This is a genomic window from Pseudomonas sp. SGAir0191 (assembly GCF_002812565.2).
GTDB classification, from domain to species: domain Bacteria; phylum Pseudomonadota; class Gammaproteobacteria; order Pseudomonadales; family Pseudomonadaceae; genus Aquipseudomonas; species Aquipseudomonas parafulva_B.
The window spans coordinates 3,960,304-3,978,746 of record NZ_CP025035.2; the positions used below are offsets into that span (position 1 = coordinate 3,960,304).

Genomic DNA, 18,443 nt, shown 5'->3' on the forward strand with positions numbered 1-18,443 from the left:
AGCCATGGCAGTCGGCAATCTCCAGGAGTTCGGTAAGGTAATTCAACGGCCTTACCTTGCAATGCACTGATCCATATCAGCGTATGGCCACGGCATCAGATTTAATCTGGGGCCAACTTCCTCCTGGCAGGAGTTGTTAAATGTCTGATTCTCCCGCAAAACTAAAACTCGGTGCGTTAGTTGCGCTGGTCGTCGGCTCGATGATCGGTGGCGGCATCTTTTCCCTTCCGCAGAACATGGCCGCCAGCGCCGGCGTAGGCGCAGTGTTGATTGGCTGGGCTATCACCGCCGTGGGCATGCTGACCCTGGCCTTCGTATTCCAGACGCTGGCCAACCGCAAGCCTGACCTGGACGGCGGGGTCTATGCGTATGCCAAGGCCGGTTTCGGCGATTACATGGGCTTTTCCTCGGCCTGGGGCTACTGGATCAGTGCCTGGCTGGGGAACGTCGGCTATTTCGTGCTGTTGTTCAGCACCCTGGGCTACTTCTTCCCAGTGTTTGGCGAGGGCAACACGCCGGCCGCGATCATCGGCGCCTCGATCCTGCTGTGGGCAGTGCATTTTCTGGTGCTGCGAGGCATCCGTGAAGCGGCGTTCATCAACCTGGTTACCACGGTGGCCAAGGTGGTGCCCCTGGTATTGTTCGCGCTGATCTGCCTGTTCGCCTTCCGGCTGGACATCTTCACCGCCGATATATGGGGCATCGGTACACCTGAACTGGGCGGCGTGATGAATCAGGTGCGCAACATGATGCTGGTGACGGTGTGGGTGTTCATCGGCATCGAAGGCGCGAGCATCTTCTCATCCCGTGCGGAAAAACGCTCCGATGTAGGCAAGGCCACCGTCATCGGCTTCATCACCGTGCTGTTGTTCCTGGTGCTGGTCAATGTGCTGTCGCTGGGCATCATGACCCAGCCTGAACTGGCAGGATTGCAGAACCCCTCGATGGCGGCCGTGCTCGAGCACGTGGTCGGTCACTGGGGCGCCGTGCTGATCAGCGTCGGCCTGATCATCTCACTGCTCGGTGCGCTGCTGTCCTGGGTGCTGTTGTGCGCCGAGATCATGTTCGCCGCTGCCAAGGACCACACCATGCCGGCCTTCCTGCGCCGCGAGAACGCCAACCAGGTGCCTGCCAACGCCTTGTGGCTGACCAACGCCATGGTGCAGATCTTCCTGGTGATCACGCTGTTCTCCAACAGTACCTACCTGTCGCTGATCTACCTGGCCACTTCGATGATCCTGGTGCCCTACCTGTGGTCGGCGGCCTACGCCGTGTTGCTGGCGGTGCGCAGTGAAACCTACCAACAGGCGCTGGCCGAACGCCGCAAGGACCTGTTCATCGGCAGCGTCGCCCTGCTCTATGCCATCTGGCTGCTGTATGCCGGCGGAGTGAAATACCTGCTGCTCTCGGCGCTGCTGTATGCCCCTGGCGCCATCCTGTTTGCAAAGGCCAAGCGTGAAGTGGGCCAACCCGTCTTCACCCCCGTGGAAAAACTGATTTTCGCAGCCGTGGTCATCGGTGCCCTGGTGGCAGCCTTCGGCCTGTACGACGGCTTCCTGACGCTGTGATCCCTCTTCGACTCAATGGAGGATTGAAACCATGTCCGCTGAAAAACAGAAATACGGTGTGCATTCCGAAGCCGGCAAGCTGCGCAAGGTCATGGTGTGCGCGCCGGGCCTTGCGCACAAGCGCCTGACCCCGACCAACTGCGACGAGCTGTTGTTTGACGATGTGATCTGGGTGGATCAGGCCAAGCGTGACCACTTCGATTTCGTTACCAAGATGCGCGAGCGGGGTGTCGATGTGCTGGAAATGCACAACCTGCTGACCGACATCGTGCAGCAACCCGAAGCGCTCAAATGGATACTGGACCGCAAGATCACCCCCGACACCGTCGGGGTAGGCCTGACCAATGAGGTGCGCAGTTGGCTCGAAGGCATGGAGCCGCGTCATCTGGCTGAATTTTTGATTGGCGGTGTGGCTGGCCAGGATCTGCCGCAAAGCGAAGGCGCCGAAGTGGTCAAGATGTACAACGACTACCTGGGCCATTCGAGTTTCATCCTGCCACCGTTGCCCAATACCCAATTCACCCGCGACACCACCTGCTGGATCTACGGGGGCGTCACGCTCAACCCCATGTACTGGCCGGCACGGCGCCAGGAAACGCTGCTCACCACCGCCATCTACACGTTCCACCCGCAGTTCACAGGCGCCGACTTCCAGGTCTGGTACGGGGACCCGGACAAGGACCATGGTCAGTCCACCCTCGAAGGTGGTGATGTCATGCCCATCGGCAACGGCATCGTGCTGATCGGCATGGGCGAGCGTACCTCTCGCCAGGCCATCGGCCAGTTGGCGCAGAGCCTGTTCGCCAAGGGCGCCGTGCACAAGGTCATCGTCGCCGGCTTGCCCAAGTCCCGCGCCGCCATGCACCTGGACACCGTGTTCAGCTTCTGCGACCGCGACCTGGTCACGGTCTTCCCCGAGGTGGTCAGCGAGATCGTACCGTTCATCATCCAGCCCGACGAAAGCCGGCCCTATGGCATGGACGTGCGCCGCGAGCACAAGTCGTTCATCGAGGTTGTGGGCGAACAGCTGGGTGTGCGCCTGCGGGTGGTCGAAACCGGTGGCAACAGCTTTGCCGCCGAACGCGAGCAATGGGATGACGGCAACAACGTGGTGGCGCTGGAGCCAGGCGTGGTCATTGGTTACGACCGCAACACCTACACCAATACCTTGCTGCGCAAGGCCGGGGTAGAAGTGATCACCATCAGTGCTGGCGAACTGGGCCGCGGCCGCGGCGGTGGCCACTGCATGACCTGCCCTATCGTTCGCGACCCCATCGATTACTGACGTCCATCAACCAAGCCGCCCCTACCCGGTAGCGGCCCGGCGTTCACCACACCCAGGAGAAAAGTCATGGCGTTCAACATTCACAACCGCAACCTGCTCAGCCTGGAACACCACAGCACCCGTGAGCTGCGTTACCTGCTGGACCTGTCCCGCGACCTCAAACGGGCCAAGTACACCGGCACCGAACAGCAGCACCTCAAGGGCAACAACATTGCGCTGATCTTTGAAAAAACCTCCACGCGTACCCGTTGTGCTTTCGAAGTGGCCGCTTACGACCAAGGCGCCAACGTCACCTACATCGACCCGAACTCCTCGCAGATCGGCCACAAGGAAAGCATGAAGGACACCGCTCGCGTGCTCGGGCGCATGTACGACGCAATCGAATACCGCGGCTTCAAGCAGGAAATCGTCGAAGAACTGGCCAAGTATGCCGGCGTGCCAGTATTCAATGGCCTGACGGATGAATATCACCCTACCCAGATGATTGCCGACGTGTTGACCATGCGCGAACACAGCGACAAGCCGCTGCATGACATCAGCTACGCCTACCTGGGCGATGCGCGCAACAACATGGGCAACTCGCTGCTGTTGATCGGCGCCAAGCTGGGCATGGACGTGCGCATCGCTGCGCCCAAGGACCTCTGGCCCCACGATGACCTGGCGCAACGTTGCAAGCAGTACGCCGAGCAAAGCGGTGCCCGCATCACCCTCACCGAAGATGCCAAGGCCGCCGTCAAGGGCGTGGACTTCATTCATACCGACGTGTGGGTATCGATGGGCGAACCCATCGAAGCCTGGGGCGAACGCATCAAGCTGCTCAAGCCCTACCAGGTCAACGCCGAGCTGATGAAGGCCAGCGGCAACCCCAGGACCAAGTTCATGCACTGCCTGCCGGCGTTTCACAACTGCGAGACCAAGGTGGGCAAGCAGATCGCCGAGCAGTACCCGGACCTCACTAACGGCATCGAAGTGACCGATGACGTGTTCGAGTCCCCGGCCTGCATTGCGTTCGAGCAAGCGGAAAACCGCATGCACACGATCAAGGCGATCCTGGTGTCGACACTGGCCGATCTGTAGATCGCCGCCTGCTTTGGCATTGCGGCTGTTAGCGGGCCGCATTAGCCGTCCTGCAGCCGCTCACGACTTTCGATAAAGGACATTCTCCATGCGTATCGTTGTTGCACTAGGCGGCAATGCCCTGCTGCGCCGTGGCGAGCCCATGACCGCGCAAAACCAGCGCGCCAACATTCGTACCGCTGCCGAGCAGATTGCCAAGATCCACCCCGGTAACGAGCTGGTAATCGCCCATGGCAATGGCCCGCAAGTGGGCCTGCTGGCCTTGCAAGGGCTGTCGTACAAGCCCGACGAGGCCTATCCGCTGGACGTGTTGGGCGCCGAAACCGAGGGCATGATCGGCTACATGATCGAGCAGGAACTGGGCAACCTGCTGGACGTCGGCGTGCCGTTTGCCACCCTGCTGACCCAGGTCGAAGTGGACGCCGAGGACCCTGCGTTCAAGGACCCGAGCAAGTTCATCGGCCCGGTCTACAGCAAGGATGAAGCCCAGCGCCTGGCCGCTGAAAAGGGCTGGGTGGTCAAGCCTGACGGGGACAAATATCGCCGGGTGGTGGCAAGCCCCAGGCCCAAACGCATCTTCGAAATCCGCCCTATCAAATGGCTGCTCGAAAAGGGCAGCATCGTGATCTGTGCCGGCGGCGGCGGCATCCCGACCCTCTACGATGAACACCGTAAGCTCAAGGGTATCGAGGCGGTGATCGACAAGGACCTGTGCTCTGCACTGCTGGCCGAACAGCTCGAGGCCGACCTGCTGATCATTGCCACCGATGTGGAGGCGGCGTACATCGATTTTGGCAAGCCGACCCAACGCGCCATCGCCCAGGCCCACCCTGACGAGCTGGACACGCTAGGTTTCGCGGCAGGTTCGATGGGGCCCAAGGTGCAAGCGGCCTGCGACTTTGCCCGGCACACGGGCAAGGTGGCGGTGATCAGCTCGCTGGCCAATATCGAGCGCATCGTGAGCGGTACCGCCGGCACGCGGGTTTCGACCGCTGCCCCTGGGATCAGCTACCGTTGAATACCGTCGGCGGGCCATGTGCCCGCCCAATCTCATACAGGAGAGCCCATGGCCAAATATGAACCCGGTCACGTCCACATCGAGCGCACTGCGCTCAACAGCAGTGACCACAGCTATGACCTCAAGGTGGACTACGAGGCCTTTACCGACCCCCGTGAGGGCAGGGGCATTCAGTTCCGCATGAGGGGCAGTATCGAGGGCAAGCCTGTCGACGAGGCTTTCTTTCTGCCCAAGGATCAGGTGCTGCCCAGTTTTCTGATGCAACTGAGTCGCCGCGCCCAGGCTTACCTGGCCCCACCGAAGAAATTCGAAAGCCTGGCTTCACCCCACAGGATCTACGACTGGATGTTCGAGGACATCCGCGCCAAGCTGGACGTGAAGTCCGGTGACCCCATCAAGCCTGAGCATCTGGAGTAGGACGCGACCCGTCACGAGCAGGATCCGCTTGAGGCATACTAGCGCCCTACCCGGCCATTTCGTATTGCCCCATGCGTATCCATGTCAGCTTCATCGACCGCGTCGGCATCACTCAGGAAGTCCTGGCGCTGCTCGGTGCGCGCAACCTCAACCTCGATGCCGTGGAGATGGTGCCGCCGAACGTCTACATCGACGCACCGACCCTCAGCCCCGCCGTGCTGGAAGAGCTGCATGACGCCTTGTTCGACGTACAGGGTGTGAAGGCAGTGGAGGTGGTCGATATCCTGCCGGGGCAACGTCGTCACCTGCAGCTCGATGCACTGCTGGCCGCCATGAGCGACCCGGTGCTGGCGGTGGACAGGGCCGGCAAGGTGTTGCTGGCCAACCCTGCGCTGGTGGCGCTGTGTGGTCGGGAGTCGGCCGGGCGCTGCGTAGGCGAGTTGTTTGGCGACCCGGGCCTGCTGCAAGCGTTGCTCGACAGCAACTTTCACCTGCCCATGCGCGAAATGCAGCTCAATGGCCAGAGCCTGCTGCTCGACGCCATGCCAATCACCCATACCGGCGGCCTGCTGACCCTTTACCCGCCCACGCGATTGGGTGAGCGGCTATCGGCCCTGCGCCATGACCATGCCGAGGGTTTCGACGCCCTGCTGGGCGAATCACCCGCCATCCGTACCCTGAAGGCCCGTGCCTTGCGCGTGGCCACACTGGATGCACCGCTGTTGGTGCATGGCGAGACCGGCACCGGCAAGGAACTGGTGGCCCGCGCCTGCCACGCGATCAGCAGCCGTCACGCGGCCCCCTTTCTGGCCCTGAACTGCGCCGCCTTGCCTGAAAGCCTGGCCGAGAGCGAACTGTTCGGTTATGCACCAGGCGCCTTCACTGGCGCTCAGCGCGGCGGCAAGCCAGGGCTGATGGAGCTGGCCAACCAGGGCACGGTGTTTCTCGATGAGATCGGCGAGATGTCCCCCTACCTGCAAGCCAAGCTGCTGCGTTTTCTCAGTGACGGGAGTTTCCGCCGCGTGGGGGGGGACCGGGAAGTGAAGGTCAACGTGCGTATCATCAGCGCGACCCACCGTAACCTGGAGCAGATGGTGGCCGAGGGCACGTTCCGCGAGGACCTGTTCTACCGCCTCAACGTGCTGAACCTGCAGGTTCCCCCCCTGCGTGACCGCGGCCAGGACATCCTGATGCTCGCGCACTTCTTCATGCAGCAGGCCTGCACACAGATCCAGCGGCCTGCCTGCAGGCTCACCCCCGCCACCCACAGCGCCATGCTGGCTAACCCTTGGCCGGGCAATGTGCGGCAATTGCAGAACGTGATCTTTCGCGCCGCCGCTATCTGCGAAAGCAACCTGGTGGACATCGGCGATTTGGACATCGCGGGCACGTCTGTCAGTCGCACCCATGAGGGCGACGTGGCCAGCCTGGAACAGGCGGTGGGTGATTTCGAGCGTGAACTGTTGCAACGGCTGTATACCAGCTACCCCTCGACCCGGTTGCTGGCGGCCCGGCTGCAGACCTCACATACCGCCATTGCCCAACGCCTGCGCAAATACGGAATTCCTGGAAAAACCTGAGGTTGACGACAATTCCCTCTGTTTTAGCAGACTTTTCCTAGGCGTTCCCCGGATACGTCTTTCCTCACGCCTCGTAGAATGGCGCCAGTGCAATCCTGCCTGTCACCCCGCCAGACCGCCCCAGAGCGGTCAGCGGTCCGTTATGGATTCAACGAGAGTATCTGATGTTCGAACTCGATTTTTACGGCACGCTGGTGGCCGCTTCCCTGGTGCTGCTGCTAGGTCGCGGTCTGGTCGCACGCATAGGTTTTCTGCGTGCCTACAACATCCCTGAACCGGTCGCCGGCGGCCTGGTGGTCGCGATTGCCCTGCTGGTGCTGCGCACCTTCGATGTGCAAGTTCACTTCGACACCTCCCTGCAGACACCTTTGATGCTGGCATTCTTCGCCACCATCGGCCTGAACGCCGATTTTGCCAGCCTGAAAAAAGGTGGGCGTGCGGTGGTCGTGTTCCTGGCGGTGGTGACCGGCCTGCTGGTGGTGCAGAACGCCCTGGGCATCGGTCTGGCCACGGCGCTGGGGTTAGACCCGCTGATGGGCCTGCTGGCCGGCTCGATCACCCTGTCGGGAGGCCATGGCACCGGTGCTGCGTGGGGCGCCACCTTCACTGAAAAGTTCGGCCTGGCCTCGGCCTCGGAGCTGGCATTGGCCTCCGCCACGTTCGGGCTGGTCTTGGGCGGCTTGATTGGCGGTCCCGTGGCCCGCCTACTGATCAAGCGGGTCGCGACCCCTGGCTTGGCTAACAACACGCCTCAATTGCCCTCAGGCTTCGAGCAGCCGGAGAAAGAACGCCTGATCACCTCGTTTTCCGTGATCGAGACGCTTGCTCTGATTGCAGTAAGCCTGTTGACCGGTACCGTGCTAAATGAGCTGCTCAAGGGCACCGCCTTCGAGTTGCCAAACTTCGTCTGCGTATTGTTCGTGGGCGTACTGCTGCGCAATGGCCTGTCAGCCTTCGGCTTTTATCAGGTGTTCGAGCGGGAAGTGTCGGTACTGGGCAATGTGAGCCTGTCGTTGTTTCTGGCCATTGCGTTGATGTCGTTGAAACTGTGGGACCTGGCTGCACTGGCACTGCCGTTCTTCGTGCTGCTGGCGGCGCAGACCCTGCTGATGGCGCTGTTTGCCATCTTCATCACCTTCCGGGTCATGGGCCGCACCTACGACGCGGCTGTCCTGTCCGCCGGCCACTGCGGCTTCGGGCTGGGTGCAACGCCTACCGCAATCGCGAACATGCAGGCGGTGACCCAACGGTTCGGGCCTTCGCACGTGGCATTTCTGGTGGTGCCGATGGTGGGGGCGTTCTTCATTGACTTGATCAATGTGGTGGTGATCAAGGTGTATCTGGCGCTGCCGTTTTTTCAGTAATGAAGCCGTGATGGCGTTGCCGAACCGGTAAGCTGAAAGACTCCCGCACGATGAGCTGCGGGAGTCGTCTGTTTTGGGCTCAAGATGGCTAGAAACCTGGAAGCCCCTGTTCAGCGTGCCACCGTTTCACCTCGTCAACTACCGCTGAGGATGGAGGCAGGCCAGTTAGCCGTAACTAATTCAATACACTGTAATTGAATCGTTACAAATGCGGTGATGACGTAAATCACGGCGATCACAACCACCACAAAAATAAAGCGCGACTTAATGTAACGATTTCACTCCAAAAGCCGCTTACGCCACTTCGAGTCCTCACTCCAGGAAGCTGATATAGCTGGCCTGTGCACAGTTGGCCACGTTATTGCTTACTGAAAACCCACCAGAGCGCGAACCTAATCGTGCCACCCGGTCCACGAGGATTTTTCATGAGCGAGTTGCGTTTCACCGACGACCACGAATGGCTGCGTGTAGAAGCCGATGGCAGCGTCACCGTAGGGATCACCGCCTATGCCCAGAATGCACTGGGCGATGTGGTGTTCGTGCAGCTGCCGGAGCTGCAGCACTATGACAAAGGCAGCGAAGCGTCCACCGTCGAGTCGGTCAAGGCTGCCAGCGGCGTCTACATGCCGCTGGCCGGCGAAGTGATTGAGGTCAATGCCCAGCTTGAAGATAGCCCCGAGCTGGTCAACGAGGACCCGCTGGGCGAAGGCTGGTTCTTCCGCTTCAAGCCTGCCGACGCCAGCGCTGTGAGCGCCCTGCTCGACCAGGGTGCCTACGACCGCCTGCTCAACGCCAACGACGACGCCTGAGGAACCACGCCATGACTATCAACCTCGGCACTGCCAATGAGTTCATTGCCCGTCACATCGGGCCACGCAGCGAAGACGAGCAGGCCATGCTCGACACCCTGGGCTTCGATTCACTGGAGGCCATGACCGACGCCGTCATCCCCGCCAGCATCAAGGGCACCAGCGTGCTGGGCACGGACGATGGGCACAGCGAAGCGGATGCGCTCGCCGCCCTGAAGGCCATCGCCGGCAAGAACCAGCTTTTCAAAAGTTACATAGGCCAGGGTTACTACAACACCCACACGCCCGCGCCCATCCTGCGCAATCTGCTGGAAAACCCGGCCTGGTACACCGCGTACACGCCCTACCAGCCAGAAATTTCCCAGGGCCGGCTGGAAGCCTTGCTCAATTTCCAGACCCTGATCAGCGACCTCACAGGGTTACCGATCGCCAATGCTTCGCTGCTCGATGAAGCCACGGCGGCTGCCGAAGCCATGACGTTCTGCAAGCGCCTGTCGAAGAACAAGGCCAGCAACCGCTTCTTCGCCTCGATGCATTGCCACCCGCAGACCCTCGATGTACTGCGTACCCGCGCAGAGCCCTTGGGCATCGAGGTGGTGGTAGGCGACGAGCAGGCGCTCGATGATGCCAGCCCATTCTTCGGCGCCTTGCTGCAGTACCCCGCCAGCACCGGTGGTATCTTCGATTACCGGGAAGTGGTGCAGCGGTTCCATCACGCCAATGCGTTGGTGGCCGTGGCGGCAGACCTGCTGGCCTTGACCCTGTTGACCCCACCTGGCGAGTTCGAGGCCGACGTGGCCATCGGCAGCGCCCAGCGCTTTGGTGTGCCCCTGGGCTTCGGCGGGCCGCATGCGGCCTACTTCGCGACCCGCGATGCCTTCAAGCGCGACATGCCAGGGCGCCTGGTCGGCGTATCGATCGACCGGTTCGGCAAGACGGCCCTGCGCTTGGCCATGCAGACACGTGAGCAGCACATTCGCCGCGAAAAGGCCACCAGCAACATCTGCACCGCCCAGGTGCTGCTTGCCAACATTGCCAGCATGTTCGCCGTCTATCACGGCCCTGAAGGCCTCAAGCGCATTGCACAACGTACCCACAGCTTGACCGCCATCCTGGCACAGGGCCTGCGGGCGATGGCTGTGACAGTGGTGAACGACATAGCATTCGACACTCTGACCCTGGCCACTGGCGATGCCACCCTCAGCCTGCACGAGAAAGCCCGCGCCCAAGGCATCAACCTGCGCCAGGTCGACGCCGGCCATGTAGGCGTATCGCTGGACGAAACCACCACCCCGGCCGATGTACAGGCGCTGTGGCAGCTGTTTGGCGAGGGTCAAACGCAGCCTGACTTCCAGGCGCTGGCCGCCAGCAGCGGTGCACTGCTGCCCGAGGCCTTGCTGCGTCGTACGACGTTCCTCGAACACTCCGTGTTCAACCGCTACCACAGCGAAACGGAGTTGATGCGCTACCTGCGCAAGCTGGCCGACAAGGACCTGGCCCTGGACCGCAGCATGATCCCACTGGGCTCGTGCACCATGAAGCTCAACGCTGCCAGCGAAATGATCCCGGTCACCTGGGCAGAATTCGGCAACCTGCACCCCTTCGCCCCAGCGCAGCAAAGCCAGGGCTACTTGCAATTGACGTCGGAGTTGGAGGCCATGCTCTGCGCAGCCACGGGCTACGATGCCGTCTCGCTGCAACCCAACGCCGGTTCTCAGGGCGAGTACGCGGGCCTATTGGCGATCCGCGCCTATCACCGCAGCCGTAACGAAGGGCATCGCGACATCTGCCTGATCCCTTCTTCAGCCCATGGCACCAACCCGGCAACGGCCAACATGGCCGGCATGCAGGTGGTGGTCACGGCCTGCGACGCGCGCGGCAACGTTGACGTCGCCGACCTGCGTGCCAAGGCCATCGAGCACCGCGAACGCCTGGCGGCGCTGATGATCACCTACCCGTCCACCCATGGGGTGTTCGAGGAAGCGATCGGCGAGATTTGCGCCATCGTCCACGACAACGGCGGCCAGGTTTACATCGACGGCGCCAACATGAACGCCATGGTCGGCCTGTGCGCGCCGGGCAAGTTCGGGGGCGATGTGTCGCACCTGAACCTGCACAAGACCTTCTGCATTCCCCATGGCGGCGGTGGGCCGGGCGTAGGACCGATCGGCGTGAAATCGCACCTGGCGCCCTTCCTGCCGGGCCATGCCGCCCTGGGCACTGCCGAAGGCGCGGTATGCGCCGCACCCTTCGGCAGCGCCAGCATCCTGCCGATCACCTGGATGTACATTCGCATGATGGGGGGCGCGGGGCTCAAGCGGGCTTCGCAGATGGCCATCCTCAATGCCAACTACATCGCTCGCCGCCTGGAGGAGCACTACCCGGTGCTGTACACCGGCAGCAATGGCCTGGTCGCCCATGAGTGCATCCTGGACCTGCGCCCGCTCAAGGACAGCAGTGGCATCAGCGTCGACGACGTGGCCAAGCGCCTGATCGACTACGGGTTCCATGCCCCGACCATGTCGTTCCCGGTGGCAGGCACACTGATGATCGAGCCGACCGAAAGCGAATCACGGGAAGAGCTGGACAGGTTCTGCGAAGCCATGATCCAGATCCGCGAGGAAATCCGCGCGGTAGAGGACGGCACGCTGGACAAGGACGACAACCCGCTCAAGAACGCGCCGCACACCGCAGCGGAACTGGTGGGCGAATGGGCCCATGGTTACTCCCGCGAACAAGCGGTCTACCCGCTGCCTGGCCTGGTGCAAAGCAAGTACTGGCCGCCTGTGAGCCGGGTCGACAACGTCTTTGGCGACCGCAATCTGGTCTGTGCCTGCCCGTCGATCGAAAGCTACCAGGACGCCTGACAGCGCCGGATCGTGAGTGTGTCATTCGCCTGGCGGTCAATGTCCCCGGACATTGACCGAAACCCATGCAAGGAGTCATCGATGTCCGAAACACTGCTCAAAACCCCACTGCATGCCCTGCACCTGGAACTGGGTGCGCGCATGGTGCCCTTCGCGGGCTACGACATGCCGGTGCAGTACCCTCTGGGCGTGCTCAAAGAGCACCTGCACACCCGTGAACAAGCCGGGTTGTTCGACGTCTCGCACATGGGGCAAGTTCTGCTCAAGGGTCGCGACGCTGCCAGTGCCCTGGAAACGCTGGTGCCGGTCGACATCATCGACCTGCCCGTTGGCATGCAGCGCTATGCCATGTTCACCAACGAACACGGGGGCATCCTCGACGACCTGATGGTCGCCAATCTGGGTGACGAAACACTGCTGCTGGTGGTGAACGCCGCCTGCAAGGATCAGGACCTGGCGCACCTGCAGCGGCATATCGGCCAACGTTGCGAGGTCCAGCCGCTGTTCGACCAGCGTGCCCTGCTCGCCTTGCAAGGGCCGGCAGCGGTCAAGGTCCTGCAGCGTCTGGCGCATGAAGTGGCTGACATGACGTTCATGCAGGTGCGTCCTGTCACGTTACTGGGCCATCCGTGCTGGGTCAGTCGGTCGGGTTACACCGGGGAGGATGGTTATGAAATCTCCGTGCCGGTGGCGGGCGCAGAGACGCTCGCCAGGGAGCTGCTCAAGCAGCCAGAGGTCCAGCCGATCGGGCTAGGGGCCCGTGACTCGTTGCGCCTGGAAGCTGGCCTGTGCCTGTATGGCCATGACATGAGCGGCGACACCTCGCCCGTGCAAGCCAACCTGGTGTGGGCAATGTCCAAGCCACGCCGGGCCGATGGTGCCCGTGCCGGAGGCTTTCCGGGCGCGCAGGCCATCTTCGGCCAGCAACGTGAGGGTGTAAAACGCAAGCGCGTTGGTTTGCTGCCCCAGGAACGTACACCTGTGCGCGAAGGCGCCGAGATTGTCGATGCAGAAGGTACCCCGGTCGGCACCATCTGCAGTGGCGGCTTTGGGCCCACACTCAGCGCCCCTGTGGCGATGGGGTATGTCGACACCGAACATGCCGCCCTGGACACGCTTTTATATGCCCTTGTGCGCGGTAAGAAGGTGGCCTTGAAAGTCAGTAAAACGCCGTTCGTAGCGCCCCGTTACTATCGCGGTTAAGGCAGCTTCATCGACGACTTGGCAGTGCTCGGTATCTTCGTTTACGAACGTGGCGCGCGCCACTGCGAACATGGCGCCAGGCCAGGCGCCATGCACTTTCGGCGATTTGACCAAGGGTTGTAAAACAGTCACTTTTACACCCGCTGCAAGGCTTGTTTTTCGCTCGGCAGTTGGCGTAGAGTCAGTGCACTGTGTTTGCATGGGTCGCAACAGTTCGTGACCTGGGCCAGTAGCCGCAATCTGCTACAACCCGTTCGACGTCTCTTACTTTCCTGCAACCCAGCCCAGTACTCTTTTGCTTGTTTGAAAGCGAAAGAAAACTGTCATCCAAACCTAAGTTTCATAGGAAATAAGACCATGTCTCAGCGTCAGAACGGTACCGTCAAGTGGTTCAATGACGAAAAAGGTTACGGCTTCATCACCCCAGAAAGCGGTGCTGATCTGTTCGTGCACTTCCGCGCCATCGAAGGCAACGGCTTCAAGAGCCTGAAAGAAGGCCAGAAAGTCACTTTCGAAGCCGTACAAGGCCAGAAAGGTATGCAGGCTGACAAGGTTCAGGTTGCTGAATAAGCCTTGTTACCCCCCAAAAAGCCCCTGCTCAGTGCAGGGGCTTTTTTTTGCCCGTAGAATGGCGGCTTTGCGTGATGGAGCTGTTCTGCATGTCCAAGCCTGTACTGCTTCCCCAAGGTGATTTCCCTCCGGTCGGCCTCGGCAGGCGCCTGGCGGCGGTGTTCTATGATTTTTTGCTGTGCACGGCCCTGCTGATCGTCACCGCAGGCCTCTACAAGATGATCCAGATGGCGATCATCGGCCAGCAGCGTATGCGCGAACTCACCGAAGCAGGCGCGCTCGACGGCGACCCTTTGCTGTCCACGGTGCTGCTGTTCGTGCTATTCGGTTTCTTCGCCAAGTTCTGGACCCATGGCGGGCAGACACTGGGCATGCAGGTCTGGGGCGTGCGTGTGCAGAACGCCGATGGCTCGCCCATCACGCTCTGGCAGGCGCTGTTGCGGTTTGTCGTTTCCATCGCCTCGTGGCTATGCCTGGGGCTGGGTTTCTTCTGGGCCCTGGTCGACAAGCGCAAACGCAGCTGGCACGACATCTACTCCGAGAGCCAACTGGTTCGAGTCCCCAAGCCGAAGAAATGAGCGTTCTACTCAAGCGGCAGCGGCCCTGAAACACAAGGGGCCGCTATAGCGGCCCCTAGGGTCAAGCACGCAGCCATGCGGCTGCGCAGCAGGTTTATCCAGCGCGGCGCAACAACCACAAGCCTGCCACGGCGCAGATGCCGGCTGGCAGCACCACCGCAAGCAACGGCGGGAAGCCGAACACCTGGCTGGAGGGGCCCAGCAGGTCCTGGGCGATACGGAACACGAAGCCCACCAGCACACCGGTGAAGACACGCTGGCCAAGCGTCACCGATCGCAGCGGTCCGAAAATGAACGAAATGGCCATGAGTACCAGGGCTGCCGTAATGGCCGGTTGCAGGACCTTGGTCCAGAAGGCCAGCCAGTAGCGGGCGTTGTTCAGCCCTTGGTCGGACAGGTAGTGGATGTAGTCCCACAGGCCGGTGATCGACAGCGATTCAGGCGCCAGCACCACCGTGTTGAGCAACTGCGGCGTGACCGACACATCCCACTGTTCTTCAGGGTTTTGCACGACTTCGGTACGGTCGCCATGGAACAGGGTGGTGCGCACATCGGTCAGCAGCCAGTGGTCGTTTTCGTAACGCGCCCGGCGCGCGAAGCTGGAGCTGATGATATTGCGCTGGTCGTCGAACCGGTAGCGGGTCACACCCAGCAGAAGGCCGTTGGGCTGCACGGAGTTGATGTGCACGAACTCCTCGCCCTGCCGGTGCCACATGCCACGCTTGGAGCTTTGCGCTTCACCGCCACCCTGGGCCAGGGAGCGATCGGCCTGGGCTTTGTTTTCGGTGACCGGTGCCACGTATTCGCCGATCAGCAGGCCAACCAGCATCAGCACCAGCATCGGTTTCATCACCGCCCAGACGATGCGACCGATCGACACCCCAGCGGCGCGCATGATGGTCAGCTCACTGCTGCTAGCCAGCGTACCCAGGCCGATCAGGCAGCCGATCAGCGCCGCCATCGGCAGCATGTCGTACAGCCGCCGCGGCGCGGTAAGTAGCACATACTTGCCTGCTTCGAGCACCGTGTAGGTATCGCTCAGGTCGCCCATTTCGTCGATGAAGGCAAACAGCGAGGCCAGCCCCAGGATGATGCCCAGGACAGCCAGGATAGCCACCAGCACGCTCTGGCCGATATAACGATCGAGCTTAGCCACGGGCCACCTCCGCACGACGGGCTGCGCGCTTGAGGCGAAGGGGTTCCCAGTACATCAGGCCCAAGCCGATGAGCAGGAACAGCCCATGCACCCACCACATGCCAAGGGCGATGGGCAACTTGCCCTTCTCGAGTGCACCGCGCACGGAAATCAGCATTGTCAGGTACGCCATGTACAGGAGGATGGCCGGCAGCAGCTTGAGGAACCGCCCCTGCCGGGGGTTGGCCCGCGACAGCGGCACGGCAAGCAGGGTCACGATGAACACCAGGATCGGCAGGGACAGGCGCCATTGAAGTTCGGCGCGCTCTCGCAAATCCTGGGCACCGAACAGGTCGGTGGTGGGGATCGCCTCGCGCTCGGTGACCTCCTCGCTGACTTCAGGCTTGGGCAACAACACGCCATAGGTGTCGTACTTGATGGCGCGGTAGTCGGCCTGGCCTGGGTTGCCGTCGTAGCGGTAGCCGTTTTCGAGCACCAGGTAACGGTTGCCGTCAGCCTGGATTTCCTGGTGTCCGCGCTCGGCCACCAGCACCGACGGGGCGCGGTCCTTGGTCTTGTCCTGGTTGAAGCGTTTTTCCGAGATGAACACGCCGCCCAGGTTTACCCGGTCATCGGAAAGCTGCTCGGTGTAGGTCACCCGCGAACCATCGCGCAGGGTCTGGAAGCGGCCCGGCACCAAAGTGTCGAATTCGGTCAGGGCATCCTGCTGGCTGATGATCTTCTGTACCTGGGCCACGCCCAGGGGTGCCAGGCTCAGGCTCAGCCAGGCCACCAGCAGCGCCACCAGTGCCGCAGGCGCCATGGTCATGGCGAGCAGGCGCTGCTGGCTCATGCCGGTGGCCGACAGCACGGTCATTTCGCTTTCCAGGTACAGCCGGCCATAGGCCAGCAGAATACCCAGAAACAACCCCAGCGGCAGGATCAGTTGCAGGAAGCCCGGCAGGCGGAACCCCATGATCAGGAACAGGACGCCAGGGTCGAGCACCCCCTGTGCAGCCTGGGCCAGGTATTTGATGAAGCGCCCGCTCATGATGATCACCAGCAGCACGGCGCTGACGGCGCTCAAGGTCACCAGGACCTCGCGGGATAGATAACGAAAGACGATCAAACCAGACACTCCTGGGTTGTCAGCACGGACTGCCAATCGATGGCACCAGACGATGACTTAGTACATCCAAGGCCAATGCTGGTTCGCCCAAGGCGAACCTCCATATAAAGTGCGCGCATTATCCTGTGATTGACCGCGCCTGTCACTTGGCCGCGCATCGCACAGCACGCCGGGGTTGTCAGCACGCCGGCCGCAGGCTCAAACTGGCAGCTTTTCCACTGGCCTGCCACCGCGCAGCCAGTCGCGTTCCAAGCGCCGGCCAGCACGGCGCCACACGTATCGATCATTCGGGGACCCTGAGATGGAACTGGTTGTAAAAAGCGTAGCCGCTGCATCGGTCAAGACCGCAACGCTGGTCATCCCAGTCGGTGAAAAACGTGCCTTGGGCACCGTGGCCCAGGCCGTGGACCTGGCAAGCGAGGGCGCCATCAGCGCTGCGCTCAAGCGTGGCGACCTGGTCGGCAAGCCTGGCCAGACGCTGCTGCTGCACGCTGTTGCGGGCCTGAAGGCCGAGCGTGTGCTGCTGGTGGGTAGTGGCAAGGACGAGGCGCTGGGTGATCGCACCTGGCGCAAGCTGGTGGCCAGCGTTGCCGGTGTGCTCAAGGGCCTCAACGGCGCCGACGCCGTTCTGGCACTCGATGACATTGCGCTGAGCAACCGCGATACAGGCTACGGCAAATATCGCCTGCTGGGCGAAACCCTACTCGATGGCGAGTACGTATTCGATCGTTTCAAAAGCCAGAAGGCCGAGCCTCGGGCGCTGAAGAAAGTCACCCTGCTCACCACCAAACTCAACCAGACCGACGTGGAGCGCGCCGTGCGCCACGCCAGTGCCATTGCCACCGGCATGGCCTATACCCGTGACCTGGGCAACCTGCCTCCCAACCTGTGCCATCCAAGCTACCTGGCCGAGCAGGCCAAGGAGCTGGGCAAGGCGCACAAGGGCCTGAAAGTCGATGTGCTGGACGAGAAGAAGATCAAGGACCTGGGCATGGGCGCGTTCTACGCCGTCGGCCAGGGCAGCGATCAACCTCCGCGTCTGATCGTGCTCAACTACCAAGGCGGCAAGAAAGGCGACAAGCCCTTCGTGCTGGTAGGCAAGGGCATCACCTTCGACACCGGCGGCATCAGCCTCAAGCCCGGTGCCGGCATGGACGAGATGAAATACGACATGTGCGGCGCAGCCAGCGTGTTCGGTACCCTGCGTGCGGTGCTGGAACTGCAACTGCCCATCAACCTGGTGTGCCTGCTCGCCTGTGCCGAGAACATGCCCAGCGGCGGCGCCACTCGCCCTGGTGATATTGTCACCACCATGAGCGGCCAGACCGTGGAGATTCTCAACACCGACGCCGAAGGTCGCCTGGTGCTGTGCGATACCCTCACCTACGCCGAGCGTTTCAAGCCCCAGGCGGTGATCGATATCGCCACGCTCACCGGCGCCTGCATCGTCGCCCTGGGCAGCCACACCAGCGGCCTGATGGGCAACAACGACGAGCTGGTCAGCCAACTGCTCGAGGCAGGCAAGCGCGCCGATGACCGCGCCTGGCAATTGCCGCTGTTCGATGAGTACCAGGAACAACTGGACAGCCCGTTCGCCGACATGGGCAACATTGGCGGGCCGAAAGCCGGCACCATCACCGCCGGTTGCTTCCTGTCGCGGTTCGCCAAGGCCTATGACTGGGCGCACCTGGATATTGCCGGTACCGCCTGGATCAGCGGCGGCAAGGACAAGGGTGCCTCCGGTCGCCCGGTGCCCCTGTTGACCCAGTACCTGCTGGACCGTGCCGGCGCCTGACGGCGAGCGCCGGCAGTGCCTCGGGCACTGCCGGCCAACGGAACCCAC

General features: G+C 62.0%; 15 protein-coding genes. 13 read left to right on the top strand and 2 right to left on the bottom strand.

All coding sequences use genetic code 11. From position 1 onward, the window contains the following. Positions 1 to 140: 140 nt before the first annotated feature. The 12 genes from arcD (at position 141) to CWR53_RS17790 (ending at position 14,336) form a co-directional block, all read left to right on the top strand. Positions 141 to 1,568 carry an arginine-ornithine antiporter gene (gene arcD, locus CWR53_RS17735; RefSeq protein ID WP_100852160.1) on the top strand — a complete coding sequence of 476 codons (1,428 nt, stop codon included), beginning with the start codon at positions 141 to 143 and terminating at the stop codon, positions 1,566 to 1,568. A 31-nt stretch (positions 1,569 to 1,599) separates the two neighbouring features. After that, a complete protein-coding gene (gene arcA / locus CWR53_RS17740) occupies positions 1,600 to 2,853 on the top strand; it encodes an arginine deiminase (RefSeq protein ID WP_058604438.1) in 1,254 nt (417 codons plus the stop codon). Positions 2,854 to 2,919: 66 nt separating this feature from the next. Beyond that, positions 2,920 to 3,930, top strand: a complete 1,011-nt coding sequence (locus CWR53_RS17745; protein ID WP_100852161.1) for an ornithine carbamoyltransferase — start codon at positions 2,920 to 2,922, stop codon at positions 3,928 to 3,930. A gap of 88 nt (positions 3,931 to 4,018) precedes the next feature. Next, positions 4,019 to 4,948 carry a carbamate kinase gene (arcC, locus tag CWR53_RS17750; RefSeq protein WP_100852162.1) on the top strand — a complete coding sequence of 310 codons (930 nt, stop codon included), beginning with the start codon at positions 4,019 to 4,021 and terminating at the stop codon, positions 4,946 to 4,948. A gap of 48 nt (positions 4,949 to 4,996) precedes the next feature. Continuing rightward, positions 4,997 to 5,365, top strand: coding sequence for a DUF5064 family protein (locus tag CWR53_RS17755; RefSeq protein ID WP_058604435.1), 369 nt, complete (start codon positions 4,997 to 4,999; stop codon positions 5,363 to 5,365). Positions 5,366 to 5,436: 71 nt separating this feature from the next. Next, positions 5,437 to 6,945, top strand: coding sequence for a sigma-54-dependent transcriptional regulator (locus tag CWR53_RS17760; RefSeq protein WP_058604434.1), 1,509 nt, complete (start codon positions 5,437 to 5,439; stop codon positions 6,943 to 6,945). 164 nt (positions 6,946 to 7,109) lie between these two features. Continuing rightward, entirely contained in the window at positions 7,110 to 8,309 is a 1,200-nt protein-coding gene (gltS, locus tag CWR53_RS17765; RefSeq protein ID WP_100852163.1) for a sodium/glutamate symporter, read from the top strand. Between the two features lie 425 nt (positions 8,310 to 8,734). After that, positions 8,735 to 9,118: a glycine cleavage system protein GcvH gene (gene gcvH / locus CWR53_RS17770; RefSeq protein ID WP_100852164.1), complete on the top strand. Its 384-nt coding sequence runs from the start codon at positions 8,735 to 8,737 to the stop codon at positions 9,116 to 9,118. Between the two features lie 11 nt (positions 9,119 to 9,129). Next, positions 9,130 to 11,985: an aminomethyl-transferring glycine dehydrogenase gene (gene gcvP, locus CWR53_RS17775; protein WP_100852165.1), complete on the top strand. Its 2,856-nt coding sequence runs from the start codon at positions 9,130 to 9,132 to the stop codon at positions 11,983 to 11,985. A gap of 81 nt (positions 11,986 to 12,066) precedes the next feature. After that, complete coding sequence (gene gcvT, locus CWR53_RS17780) at positions 12,067 to 13,188, top strand: glycine cleavage system aminomethyltransferase GcvT (RefSeq protein WP_058604430.1); 1,122 nt, start codon at positions 12,067 to 12,069, stop codon at positions 13,186 to 13,188. 357 nt (positions 13,189 to 13,545) lie between these two features. Next, positions 13,546 to 13,758: a cold-shock protein gene (locus tag CWR53_RS17785; protein WP_023533319.1), complete on the top strand. Its 213-nt coding sequence runs from the start codon at positions 13,546 to 13,548 to the stop codon at positions 13,756 to 13,758. Between the two features lie 89 nt (positions 13,759 to 13,847). Continuing rightward, complete coding sequence (locus tag CWR53_RS17790) at positions 13,848 to 14,336, top strand: RDD family protein (protein WP_058604503.1); 489 nt, start codon at positions 13,848 to 13,850, stop codon at positions 14,334 to 14,336. 94 nt (positions 14,337 to 14,430) lie between these two features. On the opposite strand, the gene lptG is transcribed toward CWR53_RS17790, so the two are convergent. Both lptG and lptF read right to left on the bottom strand, forming a co-directional pair. Beyond that, on the bottom strand, positions 14,431 to 15,492 hold the full coding sequence (gene lptG / locus CWR53_RS17795) for an LPS export ABC transporter permease LptG (protein ID WP_058604429.1): 1,062 nt from the start codon (positions 15,490 to 15,492) through the stop codon (positions 14,431 to 14,433). Next, positions 15,485 to 16,600, bottom strand: coding sequence for an LPS export ABC transporter permease LptF (lptF, locus tag CWR53_RS17800; RefSeq protein ID WP_058604428.1), 1,116 nt, complete (start codon positions 16,598 to 16,600; stop codon positions 15,485 to 15,487). Before lptF ends, lptG begins: the two co-directional genes overlap by 8 nt. Before the next feature lie 301 nt (positions 16,601 to 16,901). On the opposite strand from lptF, the gene CWR53_RS17810 reads away from it, so the two are divergent. Beyond that, on the top strand, positions 16,902 to 18,395 hold the full coding sequence (locus CWR53_RS17810) for a leucyl aminopeptidase (protein WP_058604427.1): 1,494 nt from the start codon (positions 16,902 to 16,904) through the stop codon (positions 18,393 to 18,395). Positions 18,396 to 18,443: the final 48 nt, after the last annotated feature.

Bases quoted from the DNA above. Each gene is read 5' to 3' on its own strand.
- gltS (WP_100852163.1), top strand. From the start codon at position 7,110: ATGTTCGAACTCGATTTTTACGGCACGCTGGTGGCCGCTTCCCTGGTG.
- CWR53_RS17755 (WP_058604435.1), top strand. From the start codon at position 4,997: ATGGCCAAATATGAACCCGGTCACGTCCACATCGAGCGCACTGCGCTC.
- CWR53_RS17790 (WP_058604503.1), top strand. From the start codon at position 13,848: ATGTCCAAGCCTGTACTGCTTCCCCAAGGTGATTTCCCTCCGGTCGGC.
- gcvT (WP_058604430.1), top strand. From the start codon at position 12,067: ATGTCCGAAACACTGCTCAAAACCCCACTGCATGCCCTGCACCTGGAA.
- CWR53_RS17745 (WP_100852161.1), top strand. From the start codon at position 2,920: ATGGCGTTCAACATTCACAACCGCAACCTGCTCAGCCTGGAACACCAC.
- gcvH (WP_100852164.1), top strand. From the start codon at position 8,735: ATGAGCGAGTTGCGTTTCACCGACGACCACGAATGGCTGCGTGTAGAA.
- arcA (WP_058604438.1), top strand. From the start codon at position 1,600: ATGTCCGCTGAAAAACAGAAATACGGTGTGCATTCCGAAGCCGGCAAG.
- CWR53_RS17760 (WP_058604434.1), top strand. From the start codon at position 5,437: ATGCGTATCCATGTCAGCTTCATCGACCGCGTCGGCATCACTCAGGAA.
- gcvP (WP_100852165.1), top strand. From the start codon at position 9,130: ATGACTATCAACCTCGGCACTGCCAATGAGTTCATTGCCCGTCACATC.
- CWR53_RS17810 (WP_058604427.1), top strand. From the start codon at position 16,902: ATGGAACTGGTTGTAAAAAGCGTAGCCGCTGCATCGGTCAAGACCGCA.
- CWR53_RS17785 (WP_023533319.1), top strand. From the start codon at position 13,546: ATGTCTCAGCGTCAGAACGGTACCGTCAAGTGGTTCAATGACGAAAAA.
- arcD (WP_100852160.1), top strand. From the start codon at position 141: ATGTCTGATTCTCCCGCAAAACTAAAACTCGGTGCGTTAGTTGCGCTG.
- arcC (WP_100852162.1), top strand. From the start codon at position 4,019: ATGCGTATCGTTGTTGCACTAGGCGGCAATGCCCTGCTGCGCCGTGGC.